This is a genomic window from Heyndrickxia sp. FSL W8-0423 (genome assembly GCF_038009395.1).
In the GTDB taxonomy this organism is placed as follows: domain Bacteria; phylum Bacillota; class Bacilli; order Bacillales; family Bacillaceae_C; genus Heyndrickxia; species Heyndrickxia sporothermodurans.
This window is the reverse complement of the sequence record NZ_JBBPBE010000001.1, coordinates 1942683-1967733: the sequence shown is the minus strand read 5'-3', so window position 1 is coordinate 1967733 and position 25051 is coordinate 1942683. Positions and strand designations below refer to the sequence as shown.

Annotated in this window: 20 protein-coding genes, 15 tRNA genes, 3 rRNA genes and 1 pseudogene; 6 read left to right on the top strand and 33 right to left on the bottom strand. The window is 39.6% G+C overall.

Going from position 1 to position 25051, the window contains the following annotated elements:
* Positions 1-237 precede the first annotated feature (237 nt).
* Together MKY81_RS09950 and MKY81_RS09945 are read left to right on the top strand one after the other, a co-directional pair.
* Entirely contained in the window at positions 238-1425 is a 1188-nt protein-coding gene (locus MKY81_RS09950) for a DUF4062 domain-containing protein (RefSeq protein ID WP_107921145.1), read from the top strand.
* On the top strand, positions 1412-1606 hold the full coding sequence (locus MKY81_RS09945; RefSeq protein ID WP_066235839.1) for a hypothetical protein: 195 nt from the start codon (positions 1412-1414) through the stop codon (positions 1604-1606). The genes MKY81_RS09950 and MKY81_RS09945 overlap by 14 nt, the downstream gene beginning before the upstream one ends.
* Before the next feature lie 507 nt (positions 1607-2113).
* Here MKY81_RS09945 and MKY81_RS09940 read toward each other — a convergent pair.
* From MKY81_RS09940 to MKY81_RS09930, 3 genes and pseudogenes are all read right to left on the bottom strand, one after another.
* Complete coding sequence (locus MKY81_RS09940; protein WP_341117665.1) at positions 2114-2674, bottom strand: dihydrofolate reductase family protein; 561 nt, start codon at positions 2672-2674, stop codon at positions 2114-2116.
* Between the two features lie 249 nt (positions 2675-2923).
* On the bottom strand, positions 2924-3304 hold the full coding sequence (locus tag MKY81_RS09935; RefSeq protein ID WP_066235837.1) for a VOC family protein: 381 nt from the start codon (positions 3302-3304) through the stop codon (positions 2924-2926).
* A gap of 435 nt (positions 3305-3739) precedes the next feature.
* Positions 3740-3991, bottom strand: a pseudogene (locus MKY81_RS09930) (type I restriction-modification system subunit M N-terminal domain-containing protein); the annotation flags it as partial.
* Between the two features lie 615 nt (positions 3992-4606).
* Between MKY81_RS09930 and MKY81_RS09925 the strand changes: the two are divergent.
* Positions 4607-5239 (top strand): MOSC domain-containing protein, encoded by a 633-nt coding sequence (locus MKY81_RS09925; protein WP_108073346.1) that lies wholly within the window; start codon positions 4607-4609, stop codon positions 5237-5239.
* Positions 5240-5920: 681 nt separating this feature from the next.
* On the opposite strand, the gene MKY81_RS09920 is transcribed toward MKY81_RS09925, so the two are convergent.
* From MKY81_RS09920 to MKY81_RS09830, 19 genes are all read right to left on the bottom strand, one after another.
* Positions 5921-6002: transfer RNA gene (locus tag MKY81_RS09920), tRNA-Leu, on the bottom strand.
* A gap of 6 nt (positions 6003-6008) precedes the next feature.
* A tRNA-Cys gene (locus MKY81_RS09915) sits at positions 6009-6082 on the bottom strand.
* Between the two features lie 5 nt (positions 6083-6087).
* A tRNA-Gly gene (locus MKY81_RS09910) sits at positions 6088-6162 on the bottom strand.
* A gap of 3 nt (positions 6163-6165) precedes the next feature.
* Positions 6166-6237 (bottom strand) — tRNA-Gln (locus MKY81_RS09905).
* Positions 6238-6275: 38 nt separating this feature from the next.
* A tRNA-His gene (locus tag MKY81_RS09900) sits at positions 6276-6351 on the bottom strand.
* A gap of 2 nt (positions 6352-6353) precedes the next feature.
* Positions 6354-6427 (bottom strand) — tRNA-Trp (locus tag MKY81_RS09895).
* 7 nt (positions 6428-6434) lie between these two features.
* Positions 6435-6518 (bottom strand) — tRNA-Tyr (locus MKY81_RS09890).
* Positions 6519-6541: 23 nt separating this feature from the next.
* Positions 6542-6617 (bottom strand) — tRNA-Thr (locus tag MKY81_RS09885).
* Between the two features lie 21 nt (positions 6618-6638).
* Positions 6639-6714, bottom strand: a tRNA-Phe gene (locus tag MKY81_RS09880).
* A 21-nt stretch (positions 6715-6735) separates the two neighbouring features.
* Positions 6736-6812 (bottom strand) — tRNA-Asp (locus MKY81_RS09875).
* A gap of 18 nt (positions 6813-6830) precedes the next feature.
* Positions 6831-6904, bottom strand: a tRNA-Met gene (locus tag MKY81_RS09870).
* A gap of 9 nt (positions 6905-6913) precedes the next feature.
* Positions 6914-6989, bottom strand: a tRNA-Val gene (locus MKY81_RS09865).
* Positions 6990-7015: 26 nt separating this feature from the next.
* A tRNA-Glu gene (locus tag MKY81_RS09860) sits at positions 7016-7090 on the bottom strand.
* 10 nt (positions 7091-7100) lie between these two features.
* Positions 7101-7192: transfer RNA gene (locus MKY81_RS09855), tRNA-Ser, on the bottom strand.
* 3 nt (positions 7193-7195) lie between these two features.
* A tRNA-Asn gene (locus MKY81_RS09850) sits at positions 7196-7270 on the bottom strand.
* A 9-nt stretch (positions 7271-7279) separates the two neighbouring features.
* A 5S ribosomal RNA gene (gene rrf / locus MKY81_RS09845) occupies positions 7280-7396 on the bottom strand.
* A 111-nt stretch (positions 7397-7507) separates the two neighbouring features.
* Positions 7508-10461 (bottom strand): 23S ribosomal RNA (locus MKY81_RS09840).
* A 188-nt stretch (positions 10462-10649) separates the two neighbouring features.
* A 16S ribosomal RNA gene (locus tag MKY81_RS09835) occupies positions 10650-12205 on the bottom strand.
* Together the 16S, 23S and 5S rRNA genes with 15 tRNA genes alongside form the textbook arrangement of a ribosomal RNA operon.
* Positions 12206-12436: 231 nt before the next feature.
* Positions 12437-13309: a nucleotidyltransferase-like protein gene (locus MKY81_RS09830; protein ID WP_108071285.1), complete on the bottom strand. Its 873-nt coding sequence runs from the start codon at positions 13307-13309 to the stop codon at positions 12437-12439.
* A 169-nt stretch (positions 13310-13478) separates the two neighbouring features.
* Between MKY81_RS09830 and MKY81_RS09825 the strand changes: the two genes are divergently transcribed.
* The gene (locus tag MKY81_RS09825) at positions 13479-13829 is read left to right on the top strand and encodes a YgzB family protein (protein WP_108071283.1); all 351 of its coding nucleotides are present in this window, start codon (positions 13479-13481) and stop codon (positions 13827-13829) included.
* Positions 13830-13856: 27 nt separating this feature from the next.
* Here the strand turns inward: MKY81_RS09825 and perR are convergent, their stop codons facing one another.
* The 5 genes from perR to MKY81_RS09800 form a co-directional block, all read right to left on the bottom strand.
* Complete coding sequence (gene perR, locus MKY81_RS09820; RefSeq protein WP_066226474.1) at positions 13857-14297, bottom strand: peroxide-responsive transcriptional repressor PerR; 441 nt, start codon at positions 14295-14297, stop codon at positions 13857-13859.
* Between the two features lie 92 nt (positions 14298-14389).
* Positions 14390-14941, bottom strand: coding sequence for a cob(I)yrinic acid a,c-diamide adenosyltransferase (locus MKY81_RS09815; RefSeq protein WP_341117664.1), 552 nt, complete (start codon positions 14939-14941; stop codon positions 14390-14392).
* Between the two features lies 1 nt (position 14942).
* A complete protein-coding gene (locus MKY81_RS09810) occupies positions 14943-15893 on the bottom strand; it encodes a D-2-hydroxyacid dehydrogenase (protein WP_341117663.1) in 951 nt (316 codons plus the stop codon).
* Positions 15894-16084: 191 nt separating this feature from the next.
* Positions 16085-16555, bottom strand: a complete 471-nt coding sequence (bcp, locus tag MKY81_RS09805; protein WP_341117662.1) for a thioredoxin-dependent thiol peroxidase — start codon at positions 16553-16555, stop codon at positions 16085-16087.
* A gap of 66 nt (positions 16556-16621) precedes the next feature.
* Positions 16622-17041, bottom strand: coding sequence for a potassium channel family protein (locus MKY81_RS09800; protein ID WP_341117661.1), 420 nt, complete (start codon positions 17039-17041; stop codon positions 16622-16624).
* 144 nt (positions 17042-17185) lie between these two features.
* On the opposite strand from MKY81_RS09800, the gene MKY81_RS09795 reads away from it, so the two are divergent.
* The gene (locus MKY81_RS09795; RefSeq protein WP_341117660.1) at positions 17186-18472 is read left to right on the top strand and encodes a glutamate-1-semialdehyde 2,1-aminomutase; all 1287 of its coding nucleotides are present in this window, start codon (positions 17186-17188) and stop codon (positions 18470-18472) included.
* A gap of 439 nt (positions 18473-18911) precedes the next feature.
* Entirely contained in the window at positions 18912-19991 is a 1080-nt protein-coding gene (locus MKY81_RS09790) for an FUSC family protein (protein WP_341117659.1), read from the top strand.
* Between the two features lie 518 nt (positions 19992-20509).
* On the opposite strand, the gene MKY81_RS09785 is transcribed toward MKY81_RS09790, so the two are convergent.
* The 6 genes from MKY81_RS09785 to fabL all read right to left on the bottom strand — a co-directional run bounded on the left by MKY81_RS09785 (position 20510) and on the right by fabL (position 24962).
* Positions 20510-22258 carry an ABC transporter ATP-binding protein gene (locus tag MKY81_RS09785; protein WP_341117658.1) on the bottom strand — a complete coding sequence of 583 codons (1749 nt, stop codon included), beginning with the start codon at positions 22256-22258 and terminating at the stop codon, positions 20510-20512.
* Positions 22259-22353: 95 nt separating this feature from the next.
* Positions 22354-22884, bottom strand: a complete 531-nt coding sequence (gene ntdP / locus MKY81_RS09780; protein WP_066226453.1) for a nucleoside tri-diphosphate phosphatase — start codon at positions 22882-22884, stop codon at positions 22354-22356.
* A 108-nt stretch (positions 22885-22992) separates the two neighbouring features.
* Positions 22993-23259, bottom strand: a complete 267-nt coding sequence (locus MKY81_RS09775) for a YgaB family protein (RefSeq protein WP_108071265.1) — start codon at positions 23257-23259, stop codon at positions 22993-22995.
* A gap of 544 nt (positions 23260-23803) precedes the next feature.
* On the bottom strand, positions 23804-24010 hold the full coding sequence (locus tag MKY81_RS09770) for a gamma-type small acid-soluble spore protein (protein WP_108071263.1): 207 nt from the start codon (positions 24008-24010) through the stop codon (positions 23804-23806).
* A 60-nt stretch (positions 24011-24070) separates the two neighbouring features.
* Positions 24071-24208, bottom strand: a complete 138-nt coding sequence (locus tag MKY81_RS09765; RefSeq protein ID WP_328018599.1) for a hypothetical protein — start codon at positions 24206-24208, stop codon at positions 24071-24073.
* 4 nt (positions 24209-24212) lie between these two features.
* Entirely contained in the window at positions 24213-24962 is a 750-nt protein-coding gene (gene fabL / locus MKY81_RS09760; RefSeq protein ID WP_066226446.1) for an enoyl-[acyl-carrier-protein] reductase FabL, read from the bottom strand.
* Positions 24963-25051 lie beyond the last annotated feature (89 nt).

Sequence of the window (25051 nt, the reverse complement as noted above, 5' to 3'; positions counted from 1 at the left end):
GTTCAAACTCTCATCCCAAAATTAAAAAGCAATAATGTTCCTGATTCTTTTACACTTATACCATGTGTATGCGCTGTTTATCAAACGATAGTAAATTTTGAACATTATAAACTTTACTATTTTCAAATAAAAAGTGCAATTGGGGGTCACAAGGATCCAAACACTATCTTTATTTTGTGAAAATTCCTCTCATATTTACTATTTATGTGCTATATTTTTTTGTGAGGAGGGAATATTATGCCAAATCCAGCTCGAATATTTATCAGTTCTGCCTACGATAGAAAGCTAGTCCCATTTCGATCTGATTTAAAACGGGAACTAGAAGAAGCTGGGCATAGCCCATTATTATTCGAAGACAATTTTTACCCATGGCAAACAGATTTCATGAAAACATGCCTGCAAAAGGTGATGGAATCTGATATCTTTATTTTGCTTTTGAATGACAATGTAGGGACTTATTGGGCAGAGGATAAATGTACTCCTACATATCAAGAGTTTCGAACAGCAATAAAAGAAGGTAAATATGTTATAGCTTTTCTTGATTCGGATATAAAGCAAATTTATGAGGAACATATTCGTAAGGATCTTGATAGGAGATACAAAAAGTATATAGAAGAAAAACACCGTAATCCAGATTATACAATTGACATAGTATATCAGGTGATTAATGAAGACTTAGGAAGATCCCAACGTGAAAAGATTGAATCAATTCATCCATTTATATGGGCCTTTATATATGATGTACAAGCTGCACGGATATGGACCGAAGAACTCGTATTAGCTCAGGCTCCCAAAGCTTATAAGAAAATAAAAGGGTACTTAAGCGATCGGTTAGGTGAAGGAATAAAACTTGTACCAATGAAGGAAGATATTCATGATAATGCTATTGCCGCCCAAGATTTTACTGTATATCAAGATTACACGTTAAACCTACTTTCATATCTTCATATGGGTACGATAACGGATTGGGAAAATTTCTTAGAAACTGCCATGGAACCATTAATGGGGGATTACATTTACCAACGTCCTGCAACAATGTTAGCTGAAGAGATTGGCAAATTCGAAAAATGTAATGCATTGACAGTATATAAAAAGGCTGAAGATAAAATTAGACTTTGTGGTTATGCCGGTGCTACATCTCCAAGCTTCGAATATGATTTAACAAATGATGATTCATATGTAGTTTCAGCTCTTACTCGAGATACCAATGTTATTGGATATTCTGAGGATAAGAATGTATTGTATTATGCAATTACAACAAAAGATTATGTACTATGCTTCCACTATCCTATGGATCAAACATGGAGTAACACTAAGGTAGAAGCCTTTAAAGAGGAAATCGAATATGCTATAATTAATACAACAACACTATACACAGACTTCTTAGCCGATTTAATAGGAGGGATACAATATGACTGGGAGTAACAAGATGCGTTATAATGACGAAAACGTAATTCTCGTGGCCTCTGAACCATCAGGGCTAAGACGTAAACGTACACGTGACAGAATGAAAGATGTAAAAAATTCTAGCCAAGCTGTGTTAAAAACCTTAAATGAAATTAATGAAACATATACAAGAAAACCAGCAGGTTTTAGCAGAACATAAAGTGAAGAGCTCCGATGAATTATAAGTAGTTCCGTTTCAGTGGAGAAACATACCAAATAGTATGCTAATTAGCAGACCAAATCGCATATGATTTGGTCTCTTATATATCAACGATTATGAGACATTACTACTTTATTTAGAAAGTAAAATCGCAGCCTAAAAAACATCTTGACAATTGTTGTTGTCTACATGCTATTTGGTATGTCTTTTTACTTAAGTAGGTAATTGATGTCCTTTTTGAGCAACCAAAGAAAATCAAAATAGACGGATATTTTCCGGTTATACTGCAGAATAGAGCTCAAATCGTAGGATATAAGTGGAGTTTTTCCGCTTAAGCAAAGCAAATTTACTCATTTTCACGTTTTTCGAGTTAATAGTCGGAATCTTTCCGGCTATTTAAGGTATTTTCAGTGCTATTTTTTAAATTAAGGGGAATTTCTCCGCTTATTATCAAACTCGATTTAGCGTCTAATGAAATTGTACAAAACTGAATTACTCTTCTCTCATTTACTTGTATATTATCCTGTATTTTGTCAATATAACCCCATTGTTATATTTTTTTAGGTCCATAAGTTCTAATTGAATCCGTTTTTTACTCGAACCAAAAAGTGAAATACCTTCTCCAATCATGACAGGATTAACTTTTAGTATAAGAGTGTCGATCAATTCATGGTCAAGGAGTGAACCAGCCAGTTGACCACCACCACAAAGCCAAATTTTTTGATTCACTGTTTGTTTTAAAGCGTTGACAAACTCAATTGCGTTTTCTTTTACAAACCCCACTTCCTCATTCGACTCAATATTCAATTTACTCGAGAAAACATAGTGCTTAAGATCGGGATTTGCAAACTTTGCAAGTGGCCAAGGCTCTCCTGGTTTCATTCCATCCTTTAATCCGAGCTTGTATGATTTTCCTCCCATTAAAGCAATTCCATATTCTCTAATATCAGATAAAAAGTCAGGTCCGTGGTCACCTTCATAAAGAAAAATCGAATCATCCGCAATGTAATTTGGATCTGCGATATATCCATCGGCCGTAGTTGCCACATGATAAATCAATTCTGACATAATTTAGTCCCACCTTTAAAATAAATTTTCTAAATTATTTCTATTAAACTCTATTAATTTTCTCTAATTGTTATTCTTCTTCAACTTCTATTTGAAACTAAAATTTTGAATAAAGAATATCTTTCTTTTTTCATTACGTAAATTAAATTATTGAGAAATTAGTACAAAATTTTTTTAAGGAAATTTTAATAAAATTAAATTGTAGAAAGGCAACAACCGTTGACCTTTTCTGGTGATTTACCTATTCTTTTAACAATTACAAATCATAACTACATTTCCATCCGGGTCTTTTATGTTAAACCAAGCTGTATCGCCAACCGTCTCTATTTCTCTCACAATTTCAATGCCTTTGTCTTTAATATATTGATAGGCGTCATCAATATTTGGTGCGTAAAAATTAAAAATGGGACTTGAACTAATAGTATGGTTAAATTCAGGATCAAACGTATGGTCATCCAAAGTCAATGAAGTAGTTCCTTCCACGGGTATATTATAAACAGGCGAAACGACTCTATCTAAATCAACGTCCAGTCCTAACAAATCAGCGTACCATTTTGCTGAAACCTTTAAATTTGTAACATGAACAAATACACCATTCATTTGGTTTTTTATAGGCAATGTTTTTTCCATTCGGAAACCTCCTTTTTTATCTCTTGTATATTTCTAGATTGTTGTCGGTTGTTCCTTCTAATTACTTTAAAAAGGAGTGTGTATTTTGCAGATACTAGTATAGACCTAGAGAATACTGCCTCCCACTTCGGCAGCACATACACACAGCAAAAAAAGCAAATTTAATTATATAACAATCGTTGAATCTCCGATAAAGACCGAACTATAGCAACATTTTAATTAGTTAACGTGTTAGTTTGTGGAGAAAATGCTGTGTTTTTTATTTACAAAACCACGGTTCTTTGGTCTTGGCTCTATAGTTATTCATTGATGATTTTCGTAGAGATATGAGAATTCATAGGCGGATAATTTCCGGCTAATGTATATAGAGGAAGCTTAAGTAGCGGAGATAAGCGGAGAAATTCCGGTTAGCTGCTCTGAATAAGCAAAAATTCAATATTTACTTGTGTTGTGGAAGTTTTGCTTTGACACACGATTTAAAATCGGTTCACGAGCATCTTCTTTCATTGAAGCAAACTGCTCTGCCTTTGCTAATACTTCCTCTTTTGTGCTCTCTAATACACAGTCAAAACGACGTAATACTGCTAATGGTAAAACGATTTTACCGTAGTCTTCTGGTTTATATGGTCCACGTAAAATCTCTGCGATTGACCAAATGAAGCTTACTTTGTCTTGGAAGTTAATCATCTTATGTACCTCATTTAATAAATTTTTTCGAATCTACTTTTCATGTAGCTAGATTGAGATAATTTGAGTAATTTTTAAAATGCTTATCGCTTTGTAATAGCTAATCTCATTTTATCGCTAAAATCACTTAGTGACACCCTATTTACTATTCGTCAAAATAGCTCATAATACCTACTATTATAAATGTTCGAACATCAAAAAGTAATAGTATATACAAACAATTACTCCAATTGTACAGGCCATGTCTTGACTTAATATTAGTAATTGTTTACGTACATTTTAATTTAGAAATAGATGATTATAAGCATATAAATAGGGCGGGTTTTAATAGATATAGAGCAATGAATTTGTTTTATTTAGGTCATGGTCTATACTTACATTTTCTAATCCATTTGGCCTTTTAACCAACAAAAAAAAACCGTATGCTCTAGAAAAGTTGTTTATTTAATTAAAGTACCCTATAGTTTAAGATCATTCCTGCACATTCTTTAAAGTATATTAATCTTTTCCTAACCCCAATGTTTTTTTAATAATTGTACCTTTTCAAGTGACACTAGTATAATACAATTTATATTAGCGGATTTTGGAGTTCTGTTGAAGTGAGGTAAATTCAAATTGAATCGAAAAATTATTAATTTAGCTGTTGGAAAACCGAAGGAATACAATTGGAATAATAAAATAGGGTTTTCTGGAATAGGGAAATCGGCTGTAAAATCCTTTAAAGTAGAAAAATCTATCATTGTTGGTGATGATGTTGCAAATCACAAATTTCACGGGGGATCAGACCGTGTAGTATGTTTCTATCCATTCGAGCATTACTCTTATTGGGAAGAAGTATTTCAAAAAAAGCTTATTCTACCTGCTTTTGGGGAAAATATTACTGCAACAGGTATGACGGAAGAACAGGTTTGTATTGGTGACATATATAAAATAGGGGATACTATTCTTCAAATAACACAAGGGAGGGTACCTTGTGTAACTATCTCCAATTATAACGAGGAAAAACAACTTTTAAAGAAAGTGATTGAAACGACTCTAACTGGTTACTTTTTTCGGGTATTGGAAGAGGGAACTATTAAGTTCGATTCGGAAATAACTCTTTTGGAAAAACACTCAAAAGAAATATCCGTTTCTTTTGCTACTCAAATTCTTTTTCACCAAAAACAGGATAAAGCATCAATTGAAAAGATATTGGCAGTTGATGCCCTTGCAGAGGACTGGAGGAATAGATTTTTAAAATTGTTATGATTCTCTGCTGTGTAGAAAACTGTGGATGACGCTAAACCTAGACCAAAAAGCTAGTTTTTTTATGTATATCTTATTGAACTAAAATAGGACTGCCGAAACAGTCAATGTTATTTTACATTTTTATCCATTTTTTACGGTCTTTAAGCAGTTTAATGTCAATTAACTAAATTTCTTTAAGATGCCGTTCACGATGCAGGAAATTTAAAAATGCTCTAATTGCTCTTAAACGTGTGTCCATTGTTACTGTTTGCAATCCCTTCTCATTCATATAGAGAATGACATTTCGCTTTATCGCTTTATATGCTCTTTAGAAATAGTGTCTAGTGAGGGGGTAATTTCCTGTTCTCTTAGGATTTTAAAGAAAACAGATAATTCATTTCTATAATATTGGATTGTTTGAGGCTTAGATTTCTGATTTGACAATCATCAACAAATAAAGAAAGAGCAGTTTTGAAATCAATTTCCTTTACGCTTTTTGGACTGTTAATGATTGATACTCCTCAATAGATAATTCTTTTGTATGCCTTGCCATTTTTAAATTCCTCCTTGTTTAATGACAGGTACGCTCACGATTTTATGTACACAATAATTTTCAAAGAATCGTATTTGAGATAAATAAAAAACGTTCCTTACATAGAGTAAGAAACGTTGATTTCACTACATTGGCAAGCAGTGCTATGATACCGGTGGTCGGGGTCGAACCGACACTCCAGAAGGAACACGATTTTGAGTCGTGCGCGTCTGCCAATTCCGCCACACCGGCATAATATGGAGGCGGCAACCGGATTCGAACCGGTGGTAAAGGTTTTGCAGACCTCTGCCTTACCACTTGGCTATGCCGCCATTGTTGGAGCGGAAGACGGGATTCGAACCCGCGACCCCCACCTTGGCAAGGTGGTGTTCTACCACTGAACTACTTCCGCAAACTGGGCTAGCTGGATTCGAACCAACGAATGACGGAGTCAAAGTCCGTTGCCTTACCACTTGGCTATAGCCCAATAATAATATATGATGTAAATATTTATTTGTTCATAAATGGGGCGGATGATGGGAATCGAACCCACGAATGTCGGAACCACAATCCGATGCGTTAACCACTTCGCCACATCCGCCATGGCAGGGGCAGTAGGAATCGAACCCACACTGAAGGTTTTGGAGACCTTAGTTCTACCTTTAAACTATGCCCCTTTAATAATGGTGGAGGGGGACGGATTCGAACCGCCGAACCCGAAGGAGCGGATTTACAGTCCGCCGCGTTTAGCCACTTCGCTACCCCTCCATATCATTACTAAAAGTAATGACTGGTGCCGGCCAGAGGACTTGAACCCCCAACCTACTGATTACAAGTCAGTTGCTCTACCAATTGAGCTAGGCCGGCTTAGTCTATATAATTAATAAATGGTGGCTCGGGACGGAATCGAACCGCCGACACATGGATTTTCAGTCCATTGCTCTACCGACTGAGCTACCGAGCCACTTTATATATTTGAAGAAAATGGCGGTCCGGACGGGACTCGAACCCGCGACCTCCTGCGTGACAGGCAGGCATTCTAACCAGCTGAACTACCGGACCATTTTAATTTCAAATCAATTGCGGAGGCAGGATTTGAACCTGCGACCTTCGGGTTATGAGCCCGACGAGCTACCAGACTGCTCCACCCCGCGACAATAATATGGTGGAGGATGACGGGATCGAACCGCCGACCCCCTGCTTGTAAGGCAGGTGCTCTCCCAGCTGAGCTAATCCTCCAATATGTATAGTTAAAATTTATTAAATGGTGACCCGTACGGGATTCGAACCCGTGTTACCGCCGTGAAAGGGCGGTGTCTTAACCGCTTGACCAACGGGCCACAGTTTAAATGGCGGAGAGCAAGGGATTTGAACCCTTGAGACAGCGTTAACCGTCTACACGATTTCCAATCGTGCTCCTTCGGCCACTCGGACAGCTCTCCTAATGGCTCCGCAGGTAGGATTCGAACCTACGACCGATCGGTTAACAGCCGATAGCTCTACCACTGAGCTACTGCGGAATATTACAAGCTTGGCGACGTCCTACTCTTGCAGGAGGAGATCCCCCAACTACCATCGGCGCTGAGAAGCTTAACTTCCGTGTTCGGGATGGGAACGGGTGTGACCTTCTCGCTATAGCCACCAAACCTTATGGACATATATTATTATATATGATTTTTGAAATTTTTCAAGGATTAATTTAAAATTATTCCTTCAAAACTAGATAGATGAGAAACAGTAATAACGTTGAATCAAATTAGGATAAGTCTTCGACCGATTAGTATCCGTCAGCTCCATGTGTCGCCACACTTCCACCTCGAACCTATCAACCTGATCATCTTTCAGGGGTCTTATTTAGATAAACTAAGGGAAATCTCATCTTGAGGGGGGCTTCATGCTTAGATGCTTTCAGCACTTATCCCTTCCGCACATAGCTACCCAGCGATGCCTTTGGCAAGACAACTGGTACACCAGCGGTGCGTCCATCCCGGTCCTCTCGTACTAAGGACAGCTCCTCTCAAATTTCCTACGCCCACGACGGATAGGGACCGAACTGTCTCACGACGTTCTGAACCCAGCTCGCGTACCGCTTTAATGGGCGAACAGCCCAACCCTTGGGACCGACTACAGCCCCAGGATGCGATGAGCCGACATCGAGGTGCCAAACCTCCCCGTCGATGTGGACTCTTGGGGGAGATAAGCCTGTTATCCCCGGGGTAGCTTTTATCCGTTGAGCGATGGCCCTTCCATGCGGAACCACCGGATCACTAAGCCCGACTTTCGTCCCTGCTCGACTTGTAGGTCTCGCAGTCAAGCTCCCTTGTGCCTTTACACTCTGCGAATGATTTCCAACCATTCTGAGGGAACCTTTGGGCGCCTCCGTTACCTTTTAGGAGGCGACCGCCCCAGTCAAACTGCCTGCCTGACACTGTCTCCCACCCCGATTCAGGGGTGCGGGTTAGAATTTCAATACAGCCAGGGTAGTATCCCACCGACGCCTCCACCGAAGCTGGCGCTCCGGCTTCAAAGGCTCCTACCTATCCTGTACAAGCTGTACCAAAATTCAATATCAGGCTGCAGTAAAGCTCCACGGGGTCTTTCCGTCCTGTCGCGGGTAACCTGCATCTTCACAGGTACTATAATTTCACCGAGTCTCTCGTTGAGACAGTGCCCAGATCGTTGCGCCTTTCGTGCGGGTCAGAACTTACCTGACAAGGAATTTCGCTACCTTAGGACCGTTATAGTTACGGCCGCCGTTTACTGGGGCTTCAATTCAAAGCTTCGCTTGCGCTAACCTCTCCTCTTAACCTTCCAGCACCGGGCAGGCGTCAGCCCCTATACTTCGCCTTACGGCTTCGCAGAGACCTGTGTTTTTGCTAAACAGTCGCCTGGGCCTATTCACTGCGGCTCTCTCGGGCTTGCACCCTAACAGAGCACCCCTTCTCCCGAAGTTACGGGGTCATTTTGCCGAGTTCCTTAACGAGAGTTCTCTCGCTCACCTTAGGATTCTCTCCTCGCCTACCTGTGTCGGTTTGCGGTACGGGCACCTTTCACCTCACTAGAGGATTTTCTAGGCAGTGTGGAATCAGGAACTTCGGTACTATATTTCCCTCGCCATCACAGCTCAAGGTACATGGTGACGGGATTTGCCTCGTCACCCCTCTAACTGCTTGGACGCGCTATTCCAGCAGCGCGCTTACCCTATCCTCCTGCGTCCCCCCATCGTTCAAACGGTGAAGAGGTGGTACAGGAATATCAACCTGTTGTCCATCGCCTACGCCTTTCGGCCTCGGCTTAGGTCCCGACTAACCCTGAGCGGACGAGCCTTCCTCAGGAAACCTTAGGCATTCGGTGGAAGGGATTCTCACCCTTCTTTCGCTACTCATACCGGCATTCTCACTTCTAAGCGCTCCACCAGTCCTTACGGTCTAGCTTCTCAGCCCTTAGAACGCTCTCCTACCACGGACACCAACGGTGTCCATCCACAGCTTCGGTGATACGTTTAGCCCCGGTACATTTTCGGCGCAGAGTCACTCGACCAGTGAGCTATTACGCACTCTTTAAATGGTGGCTGCTTCTAAGCCAACATCCTGGTTGTCTAAGCAACTCCACATCCTTTTCCACTTAACGTATACTTTGGGACCTTAGCTGGTGGTCTGGGCTGTTTCCCTTTTGACTACGGATCTTATCACTCGCAGTCTGACTCCTAAGGATAAGTCATTGGCATTCGGAGTTTGTCTGAATTCGGTAACCCGATGAGGGCCCCTAGTCCAAACAGTGCTCTACCTCCAAGACTCTTACCTTAAGGCTAGCCCTAAAGCTATTTCGGAGAGAACCAGCTATCTCCAAGTTCGATTGGAATTTCTCCGCTACCCACACCTCATCCCCGCACTTTTCAACGTGCGTGGGTTCGGGCCTCCAGTAAGTGTTACCTTACCTTCACCCTGGACATGGGTAGATCACCTGGTTTCGGGTCTACGACCTCAAACTCATTCGCCCTATTAAGACTCGCTTTCGCTGCGGCTCCGCCTCTTCAGCTTAACCTTGCTTGAAATCGTAACTCGCCGGTTCATTCTACAAAAGGCACGCTATCACTCGGCGTCTTTCCGAAGGAAATACGCACAGAGCTCTAACTACTTGTAGGCACACGGTTTCAGGTTCTCTTTCACTCCCCTCCCGGGGTGCTTTTCACCTTTCCCTCACGGTACTGGTTCACTATCGGTCACTAGGGAGTATTTAGCCTTGGGAGATGGTCCTCCCTGCTTCCGACGGGATTTCACGTGTCCCGCCGTACTCAGGATCCACTCTGGAGGGAACGAAGTTTCAACTACAGGGTTGTTACCTTCTTTGACGGGCCTTTCCAGACCTCTTCATTTACTTCGTTCCTTTGTAACTCCGTGTAGAGTGTCCTACAACCCCAAGAGGCAAGCCTCTTGGTTTGGGCTTCTTCCGTTTCGCTCGCCGCTACTCAGGAAATCGCGTTTGCTTTCTCTTCCTCCGGGTACTTAGATGTTTCAGTTCCCCGGGTCTGCCTTCCTTACTCTATGTATTCAAGTAAGGATACTACTCCATTACGAGCAGTGGGTTCCCCCATTCGGAAATCTCCGGATCAAAGCTTGCTTACAGCTCCCCGAAGCATATCGGTGTTAGTCCCGTCCTTCATCGGCTCCTAGTGCCAAGGCATTCACCGTGCGCCCTTACTAACTTAACCTAAAAAGGTTGTTTATTACTTACTTAATGGATTCATCCATAAAGTGGCGATTCTCGGTTATTACTTGGTTATTTCTCATATTATCTAGTTTTCAAAGAACAAGTTTGAAAGGAATTAACCTCTCAAAACTGAACAAAACGAGAACGTCTTCGTTGTAACCACGATAGTGGTTTTCCTTATATCCTTAGAAAGGAGGTGATCCAGCCGCACCTTCCGATACGGCTACCTTGTTACGACTTCACCCCAATCATCTGTCCCACCTTCGGCGGCTGGCTCCAAAAGGTTACCTCACCGACTTCGGGTGTTACAAACTCTCGTGGTGTGACGGGCGGTGTGTACAAGGCCCGGGAACGTATTCACCGCGGCATGCTGATCCGCGATTACTAGCGATTCCGGCTTCATGTAGGCGAGTTGCAGCCTACAATCCGAACTGAGAATGGTTTTATGGGATTGGCGTAACCTCGCGGTCTAGCAACCCTTTGTACCATCCATTGTAGCACGTGTGTAGCCCAGGTCATAAGGGGCATGATGATTTGACGTCATCCCCACCTTCCTCCGGTTTGTCACCGGCAGTCACCTTAGAGTGCCCAACTGAATGCTGGCAACTAAGGTCAAGGGTTGCGCTCGTTGCGGGACTTAACCCAACATCTCACGACACGAGCTGACGACAACCATGCACCACCTGTCACTCTTGTCCCCGAAGGGAAATCCCTATCTCTAGGGAGGGCAAGAGGATGTCAAGACCTGGTAAGGTTCTTCGCGTTGCTTCGAATTAAACCACATGCTCCACCGCTTGTGCGGGCCCCCGTCAATTCCTTTGAGTTTCAGCCTTGCGGCCGTACTCCCCAGGCGGAGTGCTTAATGCGTTAGCTGCAGCACTAAAGGGCGGAAACCCTCTAACACTTAGCACTCATCGTTTACGGCGTGGACTACCAGGGTATCTAATCCTGTTCGCTCCCCACGCTTTCGCGCCTCAGCGTCAGTTACAGACCAAAGAGCCGCCTTCGCCACTGGTGTTCCTCCACATCTCTACGCATTTCACCGCTACACGTGGAATTCCGCTCTTCTCTTCTGCACTCAAGTCTCCCAGTTTCCAATGACCCTCCACGGTTGAGCCGTGGGCTTTCACATCAGACTTAAGAAACCGCCTGCGCGCGCTTTACGCCCAATAATTCCGGACAACGCTTGCCACCTACGTATTACCGCGGCTGCTGGCACGTAGTTAGCCGTGGCTTTCTGGTTAGGTACCGTCAAGGTACCGCCCTATTCGAACGATACTTGTTCTTCCCTAACAACAGAGTTTTACGATCCGAAAACCTTCATCACTCACGCGGCGTTGCTCCGTCAGACTTTCGTCCATTGCGGAAGATTCCCTACTGCTGCCTCCCGTAGGAGTCTGGGCCGTGTCTCAGTCCCAGTGTGGCCGATCACCCTCTCAAGTCGGCTACGCATCGTCGCCTTGGTGAGCCGTTACCTCACCAACTAGCTAATGCGCCGCGGGTCCATCTGTAAGTGGTAGCTTAAAGCCACCTTTCAATTCTCCTTCATGCGAAGGAAAAAGTTATCCGGTATTAGCCCCGGTTTCCCGGAGTTATCCCAGTCTTACAGGCAGGTTACCCACGTGTTACTCACCCGTCCGCCGCTAATCTTCGCAGGAGCAAGCTCCCACGAAGATTCGCTCGACTTGCATGTATTAGGCACGCCGCCAGCGTTCGTCCTGAGCCAGGATCAAACTCTCCAAAAAGATGTTTGAAATAGCTCTAAAAGTTAATTTATTGACGTTTCGTTTTGTTCAGTTTTCAAAGATCAATTATCAACCATCTTGCGACAGCGACTTTATTATCGTACCAAGTTATTTACTTTTTGTCAATAACTTTTTTTATTTTTCATCACTGCTGAAAACCGTTGTTCAGCAGCGACGTTTATTAATATACCAAGTAATATTCGTTTCGTCAATACTTAAATTAATATTTCACTATAATTCTTTTTTCACTCGATAATGACGGTGATATAAATCTTGGCCTTTCGTTTCTACATTCACTTCTTCGATAAACGATTTCTCTATTAGGAATTCAATTAAGATCCCTAAATCAACACTATAATGAGTCAAATTTTGATTGGATAACAATTCATTTATCGTCCACACATCTTTCTCTTCCATAATCTCTAATAAATGTGACGCCGAAAAGCGAGTTCGTGAATGGATTAAAAACTCACTCGCTAAGAAAAGGAGTTCCAATCTTTTTTCAATTGTTTCGTCACTTGTGATTAATTCTTCGTAGAGCTTGAAAATTTCTGGTTCAATTTGTTTCACTTGATTCCAGACTGTAATTTCAGGGTGAAATCCGTTTTCGATTACGGCAAGTCGTGCTAGATGATGCAAGGCATGTACAACATGATTATATGCATCAAGATATTGTTTATTATCGAAAAAGACTTTTCCGTCCAAATATCGGCGAATAAGTTTAGCAAATTCGAGTCCAATTTTTAATTTCCGCTCATAGAAAGGGAAATCTCTTAACTCATTTTTTAAATTTGTCATATACTCATTACGATCAAATAGAACTTTCCCATGAATGATCCATTCTACAATTTTTCGATTCGAACCAAGTAATAACCATTCTTTCAATTGATCTTCTCTAACTATATGTAATGCTGCTTTTTTATTGTCATAGGTATAGTGTTTTATATAAACCGGAGTTTCTAATTCTTTTACAATGATTAATAGCACTGTATCGAACGTATCCGTTACAGTTCCTTCATTATGTTTTTTTTCTATAGATAACACAGTTAATGTATTTGCTTGGCTCGCCCTTTCTTGGTAAATGGGACGAAGGATGTCCTCCATATTAAATTCCTCCAAAATATCTAGTAAGGATATTACTTCGACAATGATAATAAATTTCCTGCTATTTGAAAAGTTGTTTTTGTTTATTCTTAAAAATCTTTGTTTCGTCACATCCGGTAATCTCCCATTGTTATTCATTTATGGTATATTACTTTTAGGAGGGACGAACATGGCTAAATATTCGAATAAAATTAATAAAATACGCACATTTGCGTTAAGTTTGATATTCGTAGGATTTATCATTATGTACTTCGGAATCTTTTTCCGGACTCATCCAATTGTAATGACCATCTTTATGGTTTTAGGTTTATTAAGTATCATTGCCAGTACAGTTGTTTATTTCTGGATTGGGATGCTTTCAACAAAAGCGGTTCAAGTTGTTTGTCCAAATTGCAAAAAGCCGACGAAGCTTCTCGGCCGGGTTGATATGTGTATGCATTGCCGTGAACCATTAACATTAGATCCGAATTTAGAAGGCAAGGATTTTGATGAAAACTATAACCGTAAAAAACAGCAATAAAAAAAGAATGGCTCTGGCCATTCTTTTTTAATGTACTTCTTTATTACAATCCGGGCATGTACCGTAGATTTCCATGCGATGATGGCTCACTTTAAATCCTGTAACATGTGATGCTAGTTGTTCAACCTCATCTAACCCTGGATAATGGAAGTCGACAATTTTACCGCAGTTTTCACAAATAACATGGTAATGACTTGTTGTAACAAAGTCAAAACGACTTGAAGCATCTCCGTAAGTTAGTTCTTTCACGAGACCAACTTCACGAAATACACGTAAATTATTATATACGGTAGCCACACTCATATTAGGGAATTTCCCTTCAAGTGCTTTATAAATTTCATCGGCTGTTGGGTGTGACATTGATTGAATTAAATACTCCAGTATCGCATGACGTTGTGGTGTGATACGAACTCCGGTTTCTTTCAAAGTTTCAATTGCTTCTTTGATTTGATGTTCAGACACCGTCATGCACCTCTTTTCTAAATAGAATTTATTATTATTTTAAAATCGTTATAATTAGTTTACTAATGAACAGGCATATTTGTCAATAAAATCAACTGTTAAGAACCTTGATGCAATGTCTTTTCTTGCTCGCCCAATCCACTATTAATATATCTTGCAGCGACAAATAAGAAATCGGAAAGTCGATTCAAATAAGCAAGAACTAATGGATTCACATGTTCAATGGCTACAGCACAGCGTTCAGCTCTTCTGATGACTGTACGAGCACAATGTAACGTCGCACCAGCCGGATGTCCCCCTGGGAGGATAAAGTTTTTGAGAGGCTCTAATGAGGCATCCCATTTATCAATAGTATGTTCTAAATCCTTAATATCTTCATCAGTTAATTTCCACTTTACTTCTTTTCCTTCAGGAGTTGCAAGCTCTGCTCCTACATGAAAAAGGGTTGTTTGAATTTTATGGAATGCCTCGTTTACCTCTTCGTTGTTCGAAAAAGAAGACGTTTGCAAATGGCTCATCGCAAGCCCGATCATTGAATTGGCTTCATCACAGGTTCCATAGGCCTCAACACGTAAATCATTTTTTGGAATTCGTTGACCATAAACAAGGGATGTCGTTCCTTTATCGCCAGATTTCGTGTAGATTCTCATCTTAATATCCCCTTTCGGAATCAATTACATTAATAAATTGACCCTTATTATTTATATATGTATGTAAATTCTTTTGGAATATATCTAATGCTCTAGGTAAATAATTTTTTGTTGTACTAGAAATATGTGGGGTAATCGTTACATTCTCCATTCCCCATAGTGGATGATTTTTTGGTAATGGTTCAGTTTGAAAAACATCTAAATAAGCATGGGCGATTTCTTTTTTATTCAACGCCTCTATCAGGATTTCCTCTTTTACGACATCCCCTCTGCCAAGATTAATAAATACTGCAGAGTTTTTCATTTTTTCGAAGTGATTCATTTGGTAAAAATCAATCGTTTGCTCCGTACTAGGTAAAATCGATACAACATAATCGGCTTTTTCGAGTGGAGTAGAAATATTTTCTAATGAATACATTTCATCAAAATTTTCTTTTATTGTTCCGCTGCTGTTAATTCCGAAAACATTCATTCGAAATGCTTTAGCAAGACGAGCGATTTCTTGACCGATTGCGCCCGCACCTACTATTGCAATGGATTGATTATGTAACTCAGCTTGAGAAATGGTTTTATCCCATATTTGTTGTTGCTCGTTTTTCCATAGCAATTGAAAATTTCTTGCATGATCGAGAAGTAAACCGATTGTAAATTCGGCCATAGGGGATTTGTGGATGCCCCGAGCATTCGTAACTAATATGTTTTTTTCTTTTATCGCTTTTAGCGGCATTCTTTCAATACCTGCAGAAGTCACCATGATCCACTTTAATTCAGCCGCTCTTTCAATATGCTCATCAGTCAAATCTTCTCCATATGTCACAATCACTTCCGGGCTTTCCATTTCCGTTTCAGCGTGATTCACATTTTGAAAAAAGTGAAATTCGACGGTTGGAAAAGAAGATCGTATTTCTTTTCTCATTTCAGCAGGTGGTTCAAAGGTAAATACTACTTTCATAACGCAACCATCCTCCTTTTTTATCTCCATCTTATCACAAATATTCCCTCTTTTTCGCAATAAAAAAATGGACCGATATCAATCGGTCCGAAGTTTTTTTCTGAGGAGGTATGCCCTACTATACAGTATGTATTTTCAACTGTTTGGAATGGACAAAAGCCACTATTAGCTAAAAATAGGCAATGAATTAACTAAAGATTTTCCTTAATATATGCCAAAGCCTCTTCTACATGTCCATCAACTTTCACTTTTCGCCATTCTTTCACAAGCTTCCCATCTTTATTGATAATAAAGGTGGAACGTTCAATTCCCATATATTCTTTTCCAAAGTTCTTCTTTAACTTCCAAACATCATATTCCTCAGCAACCTTGTGATCACTGTCGACTAGTAATTGAAATGGAAGACTATATTTATCGATGAACTTTTGATGCTTTTCAATTGGATCCGGACTCACACCAAAGATAACTGCATCGAGCTCCTCGAAGCTTTTATGTTGATCACGAAAGTCACACGCTTCCGTTGTACATCCAGGTGTCATGTCTTTCGGATAAAAATATAATACGACATGTTTTTTTCCTATATAATCAGCTAATTTTACAATTTCTCCATTGCTATTTTCTAATGCAAATGCTGGTGCAGTTTCGCCAATTTGTATTGTCATTATTTTTCCTCCTTCAACTACGTTTACTATGAGCCTACATGAAAGCGGGGTCTCATCGCAAATCATTTACTTTTTCATTTCATTATTTTGCTCATAATCGATGACAGATTTAACGACAAAGGCAGCTGGAATTGTATATCCGATTAATGCCTCTAAAACGACTAATATCCTCCCGATTCCAATCGGTACTATATCCCCATATCCTACTGAAAATAAAGTAATTGCACTTAAATACATCGAGGAATTTAATTTTTCAATATAGTTCCCTGAAAAATGCGAACCTTGTTCAGCAATTACATTAAATCCTTTTATTTCTAACAACATAAATAAAAGTCCAAAACCGATCATAATGACACTATATGTAGAACCTAAGAAGAGGAAATTATCAAAGGAAACGAGTTTGTGCTTGAGTTTAGAGGGAAAAAACAATGTCCTTAAACTCATGAATATACAAATGATTACAGCAATCATAAGAACATAGATCATCTTTTCTCCCCCATTTTTCCAAATAGCTTGTCATTCTATTGTACTCACGGTTAATCGAATGTATGAGAATAACATTTCGCTAATTGGACACATATACGTTTAGGTACTACAATATTAAGGAGCTTTAAACTAGGAGGAAATCAAATGAATTTTTCTAATTCCAACCATTTACATACTGAAGCATTAGAGCATATTGTTGGAGGCGTTAATAGTCCTTCCCGCTCGTATAAAGCCGTTGGCGGGGGTGCACCTGTTGCCATGAAGCGAGCAAAAGGTGCTTATTTCTGGGATGTCGATGACAATCGTTATATCGATTATCTCGCAGCATACGGTCCGATCATAACAGGACATGCTCATCCACATATTACAGAAGCAATCAGAACAGCTGCTGAAAATGGAGTATTATATGGCACACCAACACCATTTGAAGTAGACTTTGCAAAAATGCTCAAAGATGCCATGCCATCTCTTGATAAAGTTCGTTTTGTGAACTCAGGAACGGAAGCGGTTATGACAACAATCCGTGTCGCTCGTGCGTATACGGGCCGCGATAAAATAATTAAATTTGAAGGCTGTTATCATGGGCATTCAGATCTAGTATTAGTTGCAGCAGGTTCTGGACCTTCACAATTAGGGATGCCAGACTCAGCCGGCGTTCCGAAAAGTATCGCAAAAGAAGTCATCACCGTTCCATTTAATGATATTGAACCGTTTAAAGAAGCAATGAACAAATGGGGAAACGAGATTGCTGCTGTTTTAGTAGAACCAATCGTTGGTAATTTCGGTATCGTTGAACCACATCCAGGATTTTTAGAACAGGTCAACGAAGTTACCCATCAAGCTGGGGCACTTGTTATTTATGATGAAGTTATTACTGCCTTCCGTTTTATGTATGGCGGCGCGCAAAATTTATTAGGGGTCACTCCTGATTTAACAGCAATGGGAAAAATTATTGGCGGCGGCCTGCCAATCGGTGCCTATGGCGGTAAAAAAGAAATCATGGAAAAAGTCGCTCCATTAGGACCAGCCTATCAAGCAGGAACGATGGCTGGTAATCCCGCTTCAATTTTATCTGGAATTGCCTGTTTAGAAGTGTTAAAAGAAGACGGAGTGTACGATCGTCTAGATCAACTAGGCGCTCTATTAGAAAAAGGAATTCTCGATGCGGCCGAAAAATACAATACACCGATTACCATCAACCGTCTAAAAGGTGCACTCACCGTGTACTTCACGAAAGAAAAGGTAATAAATTACAAACAAGCTGAAGCAACAGACGGAGAAATGTTCGCGAAATTCTTCAAGCTTATGCTCGAACAAGGAATTAATCTTGCACCTTCTAAATATGAAGCATGGTTTATTACAACTGCACACACTGAAGAAGACATTAAAGAAACCATCCAAGCAGTGGAAAATGCTTTTTCAAAACTATAATTCATTAAGTCAAAGGCCAACCACACCAGTTGGCCTTTTGTTTATTATTGCATTTTTGTGATAAATAAATAAAAGCTCTTTTCTAATAAATTATTGATAGAAATACTAAATAACATTGCAAACGCTGAGTGGATTGGAGCGGAAGGCACGAGACTCCTGCGGGATTAGCTGGACAGATGAGACCCCGCAAGAGCGCAGCGATGAGGAGGCTCATCGCCAGCCCCGCGGAAAGCGAGTACCTGCAGCGGAAAGGAACGGCCCATTCCTAAAACACCCTAACTAAAAAATCTCTAAACTCAAAATTATGTCGAATAAAGCCATAATTTTTTTCTTGATATTCTAACGCTGACACTGTATATTACTAATTTGATGCTTATATGGTATATATAAAGAAAGAAAAATATAAGGCGTTTTTTACGAGAAAGGAATCAAAAGACTCATGAAGCTTGGTGCCCGCATTTTTAAAACGGGAATTGCAATTATTTTAGCATTATATATCGCAAAGTTCATTGGAATGCCATCACCAGTATTTGCTGGAATTGCTGCCATTTTTGCGATAAAACCAACGATTTACCGTTCCTATTTATCCATCCTCGAACAAGTTCAAGGGAATATTATAGGAGCAATCGTCGCTGTTGCTTTCGGATTAGTTTTTGAAAATAATTATATTATTGTTGGATTAGCTGCACTTATCACGATAATCATTATGCTTAAATTGAAACTCGAAAACAGCATTAGTTTAGGATTAGTAACAATGATTGTTATTCTTGAATCGCCCGGAGAGCATTTCCTGCAATTCGCATGGATCCGGTTCTCAACGATTCTAATCGGTATTTTATCAGCATTCGTTGTTAATTTAATTTTCTTACCGCCAAAATATGAAACGAAACTTTATCATCGAATGTCACATTTAACGGAAGATATTTTTAAACTAATTCGTCTGATTTCAATGCACGCTTCAGAACATCATTTAATGAAAAAAGAAATTGAAAAAATACGTGAACGTTTAGTCAAGGTCAATTTATTTTATACTTTATTTAACGAGGAACGAAGCTATTTTAAAAAGAGCACGATTGAAAAGAAACGGAAAACTGTCATCTATCGACAAATGGTTTCCGCTCTGCAGGATAGTTTCGATATTTTAAAATTACTTCATCGTTATGAACATGAACTTAAGTTATTACCTGAAACGATACAAATACAAATTCAAGAGCGACTTGATTTTTTGATGAATGAACATCAAAAATTGCTTTTTCAATTTTTAGGGAAAGTGAGTCATAACGATTTAGAAGAAAAAAAATTCGAAGAGCAACAAGAGGAATTACTGGAACTCTTTTTAGACGAATTGAAGGATAAAGCATTTCGAAGCGATCAACAGTCCTATCATTTAATGAGATTTTTATCCGCGATGGTTGATTATCACAAGCAATTAACGCATTTAAGTATCCTAATTGAGAGCTTTCAAAATTACCATAAGGATGCGAATGAAGTATCGATAGAGGAAGAAAGTGAAGAATGAAAATAGAAGCCCAAGATCCTAGTTGAATTTGGATCTTGGGCTTTATTCTTTCATTTTAACGACCAAGTTTCTTTTAGGCATCAGATCTTTGGCTGCATTCACTTGTTTTGACGACCAAGTCCCCTTGTGAATCCCAATCTTGGGCTTCATTCCCTCACTTTGACGACCAAGTCCCCTTTTGGATTTCAATCTTGGGCGGCATTCTCTCACTTTGACGACCAAATCCCCTTGTGAATTCCAATCTTGGGCTGCATTCTCTCACTTTGACGACAAAGTTCTCTTTTGAATTCCAATCTTGGGCTGCATTCTCTCGCTTTGACGACCAAGTCCCCTTTGGAATTCCAATCTTGGGCTGCATTCTCTCGCTTTGACGACCAAGTCCCCTTTGGAATTCCGATCTTGGGATTCATTCTCTCACTTTGACGACAAAGTTCCCTTTGGAATCCCGATCTTGGGCTGCATTCTCTCGCTTTGACGACCAAGTCCCCTTTGGTCACCGAATCTTGGGCTTCATTCCACTACGAATCCAACTGCTGCACCTGGAACAAGTTATAATAATGTCCTTGCCTAGCCATTAATTCATTATGAGATCCCATTTCAACAATGTTTCCATGCTCAATTAATACAATCCGGTCGGCATGTGTAATCGTCGAAAGCCGATGGGCAACAATGAAGGTAGTACGATCTTTTGCTAACTTATCCAATGCCTCTTGAATGAAATGCTCGCTTTCCAAATCAAGGGCCGATGTCGCTTCGTCTAATATTAAAATAGGTGGGTTTTTCAAAAACACACGGGCAATCGCAATTCTTTGTTTTTGTCCTCCGGAAAGCTTTACGCCTCGTTCCCCAACCTTCGTGTCATATCCATCAACAAGATTTGTAATAAATTCATGGGCATTCGCGGCTTTGGCCGCTTCGATTACCTCTTCATCCGTTGCATCGGGTTTTCCCAGCAAAATATTTAATTTCACCGATTCACTGAATAAAATATTGTCTTGTAAAACCATCCCAATCTTATCCCGTAAACTTCTCACTTTAAAATTGCGAATATCGGTCCCATCAAGAAGAATTTCTCCTCCCGTCACATCATAAAATCGAGGGATTAAGCTGACTAAGGAAGACTTTCCTCCCCCACTCATGCCGACCAAGGCGATTGTTTCGCCAGCACGAACATCTAAATTAATATCATTTAACACCGATAACTCTTTGTCATTATATGAAAAATTGACATGGTTAAACGAAATGTCCCCTTTTACATTTTTACATTCAATTGCATTCGGTGCGTCATCAATATCATACTTTTCATCAATGAGTTCAAACACACGGTCCATTGAAGCAATTGATTGTGTTAACGTTGTACCAGAGTTCACTAAACGACGTAACGGACTATACAATCGATCGATATAAGCAATAAAAGCAGCCATCGTTCCAATGGATAGATGTCCATGGATGGCTTGATAACCAGCAAAGCCAATGACGATAAGCGGTGCGATATCTGTTAATGTATTTACAACGGAAAACGCTTTAGCCGTCCACCTAGTATGCTGTAATGCTTTATCAAGAAAATTCTTATTATGAACGCGAAAACGCTCTTGCTCATGATCTTCGATTGCAAAGCTTTTAATAACCGGCATTCCCTGCACTCGTTCATGCAAATAACCTTGTACTTCTGCAAGCGCCTGTGAACGCACACGGGTAAACTTACGTAAGTTACCAAAAAAGTATTTCACAGAAATCGCGTATAATGGAAAAACAATCAATGAAACAATTGTTAACGGAATATCCATCGTAAACATAATGGAAACCGCGATTAAGATTGTTGCCGCATCGAGCCATACATTCATAAGACCCGTTATGACAAAATCCTTCGTTTGTTCCACATCATTAATCACCCGCGAAATAACTTCCCCTGCACGCGTATTCGAATAATATTTAAAGCTCAGCTTTTGTAAATGTGTAAACAAACGATCGCGTATATCATATAAAATTTTACTCGATGTCCATTGCGCAAAATATTGACGGTAAAATTCAATTGGCGGTCTTAAAATAATAAAGACTCCAAGCATAATTAACATCGTAAATATAAACTTAGACGTTTTTTCATCTACTGATAAACCTTGCTTTGTCACGATTCCATCGATCACATATTTAATAATGACCGGTATTAGTAATGGAATAGCAAATTTAATTAATCCGATAATTAATGTACCAATAATTTGAAGTGTGTACGGTTTAACAAACTTCATATATCTTTTTGTACTACTCAAAATGTTACCTCCTATTTCCCTCTCTTGCTGCACGATTATTTTTTGCATAAGTTCATGAAAAAAACCTGTGGCTTTATCACCAACAGGTAATCATCTCATCTTCTATAGGTTAAATAACGTTCATACCATATATCGATAAAATCCGGGGAAAACGGTCCTTTTCGTTGCCGAATCCACCTAACAAGGTTGTCCACATTTCTTTTTAAAATATGGTCAATGACATCTGGATATCCCATTTGTTTCCGGTGATATTCATATTCGTCCTCATCAAGCAGCGTATAGGTCATATCTGGAAATACTTTGATATCTAGATCGTAATCAATATATTTAAGTGCTTCCTTATCATACACGAAAGGAGATCCTAAGTTACAGTAATAATATATTCCGTCTTCCCTAATCATCCCAATAATATTAAACCAATGGTCGGCATGAAAATAGCATATCGCCGGCTCACGTGTAACCCATGTACGTCCGTCCGATTCCGTTACAATGGTCCGATCATTCCCACCTATGACGAGCGATTTCGTACCTTTTAGTACTGTCGTTTCTTCCCATATTCGATGGATGTAACCATTATGTTTATAGCTATGTATTTGTATCGTATCACCTTCAATGGGAATACCCATGCCACTTTCCCTACTTTCGTTGTAAAATTTTCATCAACCGTGCTTTCATTGAATTTTTTATTATTATAACGTTTTTTATGAAAATTTAAAACAAAAAGAGCCCTACTTCTAAGTAAGAGCTCCTTCTGCAAGTATTTTCAACTTCTGATATTGGCGAATGACGTTGTCTGTTTGTTCTTCAAACGTTTTATGGATTGTCTCCAATTCCTTTTTCATTAATTTGATTTCGTTTTTTAAACTATCTAATTTCGCTTCTTCCTGTAGCTTGATAAGTTCCTGCTCTAAATCTTGACAGCGTTCAATTTCAGATTGCAAATCCAGTAATTGATCCATCGTTTTCATCTGATCCATTATCAATTCATTAAATGCTTTCACTTTTAGCACCTTCCATTCTCAGGTAGTTCCTATGTATATAATTTCTTGCTAATGTTAAAAATTCCTTTGGCTAGTTATGTAGCATTTCATATTGTTTTGTCGAATGAAAAAAGTTGTTTGGCTCTTGATCAATGAACTAACCATGCTAGCAGGTTCGGTTGTCCTACCGGGGTGAAAGGTTAGTCAGCTTGCGTGGTTATACGATTCGAAAGACAAAAGAGAAAAATAAATAATTATAAAATCCGAGCTAAAATGTCCGGTTATTTTTTGGGAAAGTTCTTGAAAATGCATAGACACTTGTGCTTCGCCTATTCATTTTTGAATAGATGCTTGTAAAATGTATAGGTTTCCTGGCTTTGCTTTTACATTTTTGAATAGATGCTTGTAAAATGTATAGGTTTCCGTGCAGAAAATAAGACTTAATAATTTGACCTTACGCACTAAAGATGGATGTAAACACTTTATGTACAAAACTATGCGGATAAATTATATTTTTCAAAATGAAAAAGAGCATCCATCGATTGAGGATGCTCTTTTCGTAAATTTATTGTTGGCCAAATTTACCAGCGTTTTGTGATTTACGTGATTCAGCTTGTTGATTTTGTTTTTTTACTTGTTGCGCATCTGTTTCACTACCGAACTCAGTACCGAATTGTCCTTGTCCAGCAGAACCTTGTGCAGATTGTGCGTTTTGTTGTCTTACTTCATTAACATTTGTACCAGCAGATGTTTTGTTAGTTTGCTTTGCCATTATTATCACCTCCACGCTCCTTAATGTAACCAAACGTGGGGGGAGTTATGCTAAATTTTTTTATAAAATTGACTTTGTTAAAGTTGTTTGTGATTTCCGCTCCATGTTCTCGCCTTCTGCGAGCAGACCGGGAGCCTGTCTAGCTCCGCCGGCTATCGACCAGCGAACTTCCGCTCCAATCACCCTAAAGAAAAACATAAAATTAAACTAACAATGAACGTCCGCCATCAACGATAATCGTTTGTCCTCTAATCATGGATGAATCATCCGAAACTAAAAACATTACTGCGTTCACCATATCTTCGATTTCAACCATTCGTCCGGCTGGTGTGTTCCGACGGGCATCCTCAAGAAGATCTTCCCGATTTGGAAAATGCTTAAGCGCCTCGGTATCAATAGCACCACCAGAAACAGCATTAACAACAATATTCTTCGGTGAAAGCTCAACGGACAAATATCTCGTTAATGCTTCAACAGCTGCTTTTGACACACCGACAGTCGTATAGTTTTCTAAGTAACGAATGGAGCCAAGTGAACTCAAGCTGACAATTTTCCCTCCGCCGTTCTTTTCCATAAGCTTTGCTGCTTCTTGGGCGCAGAATAATAATGCTTTACTATTAATGTTCATCGTCCAATCCCAATGTGTTTCTTCAAGTTCCATTGCAGGACGAAGAACACCTGATGCGGCATTACTGATAAACACATCTAATCTGCCAAAAGTCTCGTTTATTTCTTCAAACATTTTTCTAATTTTTGAAACATCGCCAACATTTGCTTTTACAAGTAAAACTTTTCTACCGAGTTTCTCAATTTCTTCAACTGTTTCGAGAGCTGCAGATTTACTGCGAGCGTAATTTATGACAATATCATATCCTTCTTTTGCTAAACGAATCGCCGTTGCCTTACCAACACCACGGCTGCTGCCTGTAACTAATGCAACTTTATTTGTCATTTTCTACACCTTCCTTTTCGACCTATATTTTACCGATAAAATGTATAACAAACAATCTTTGTTTGTAAGCTAAGGATAGTAAATAGTAA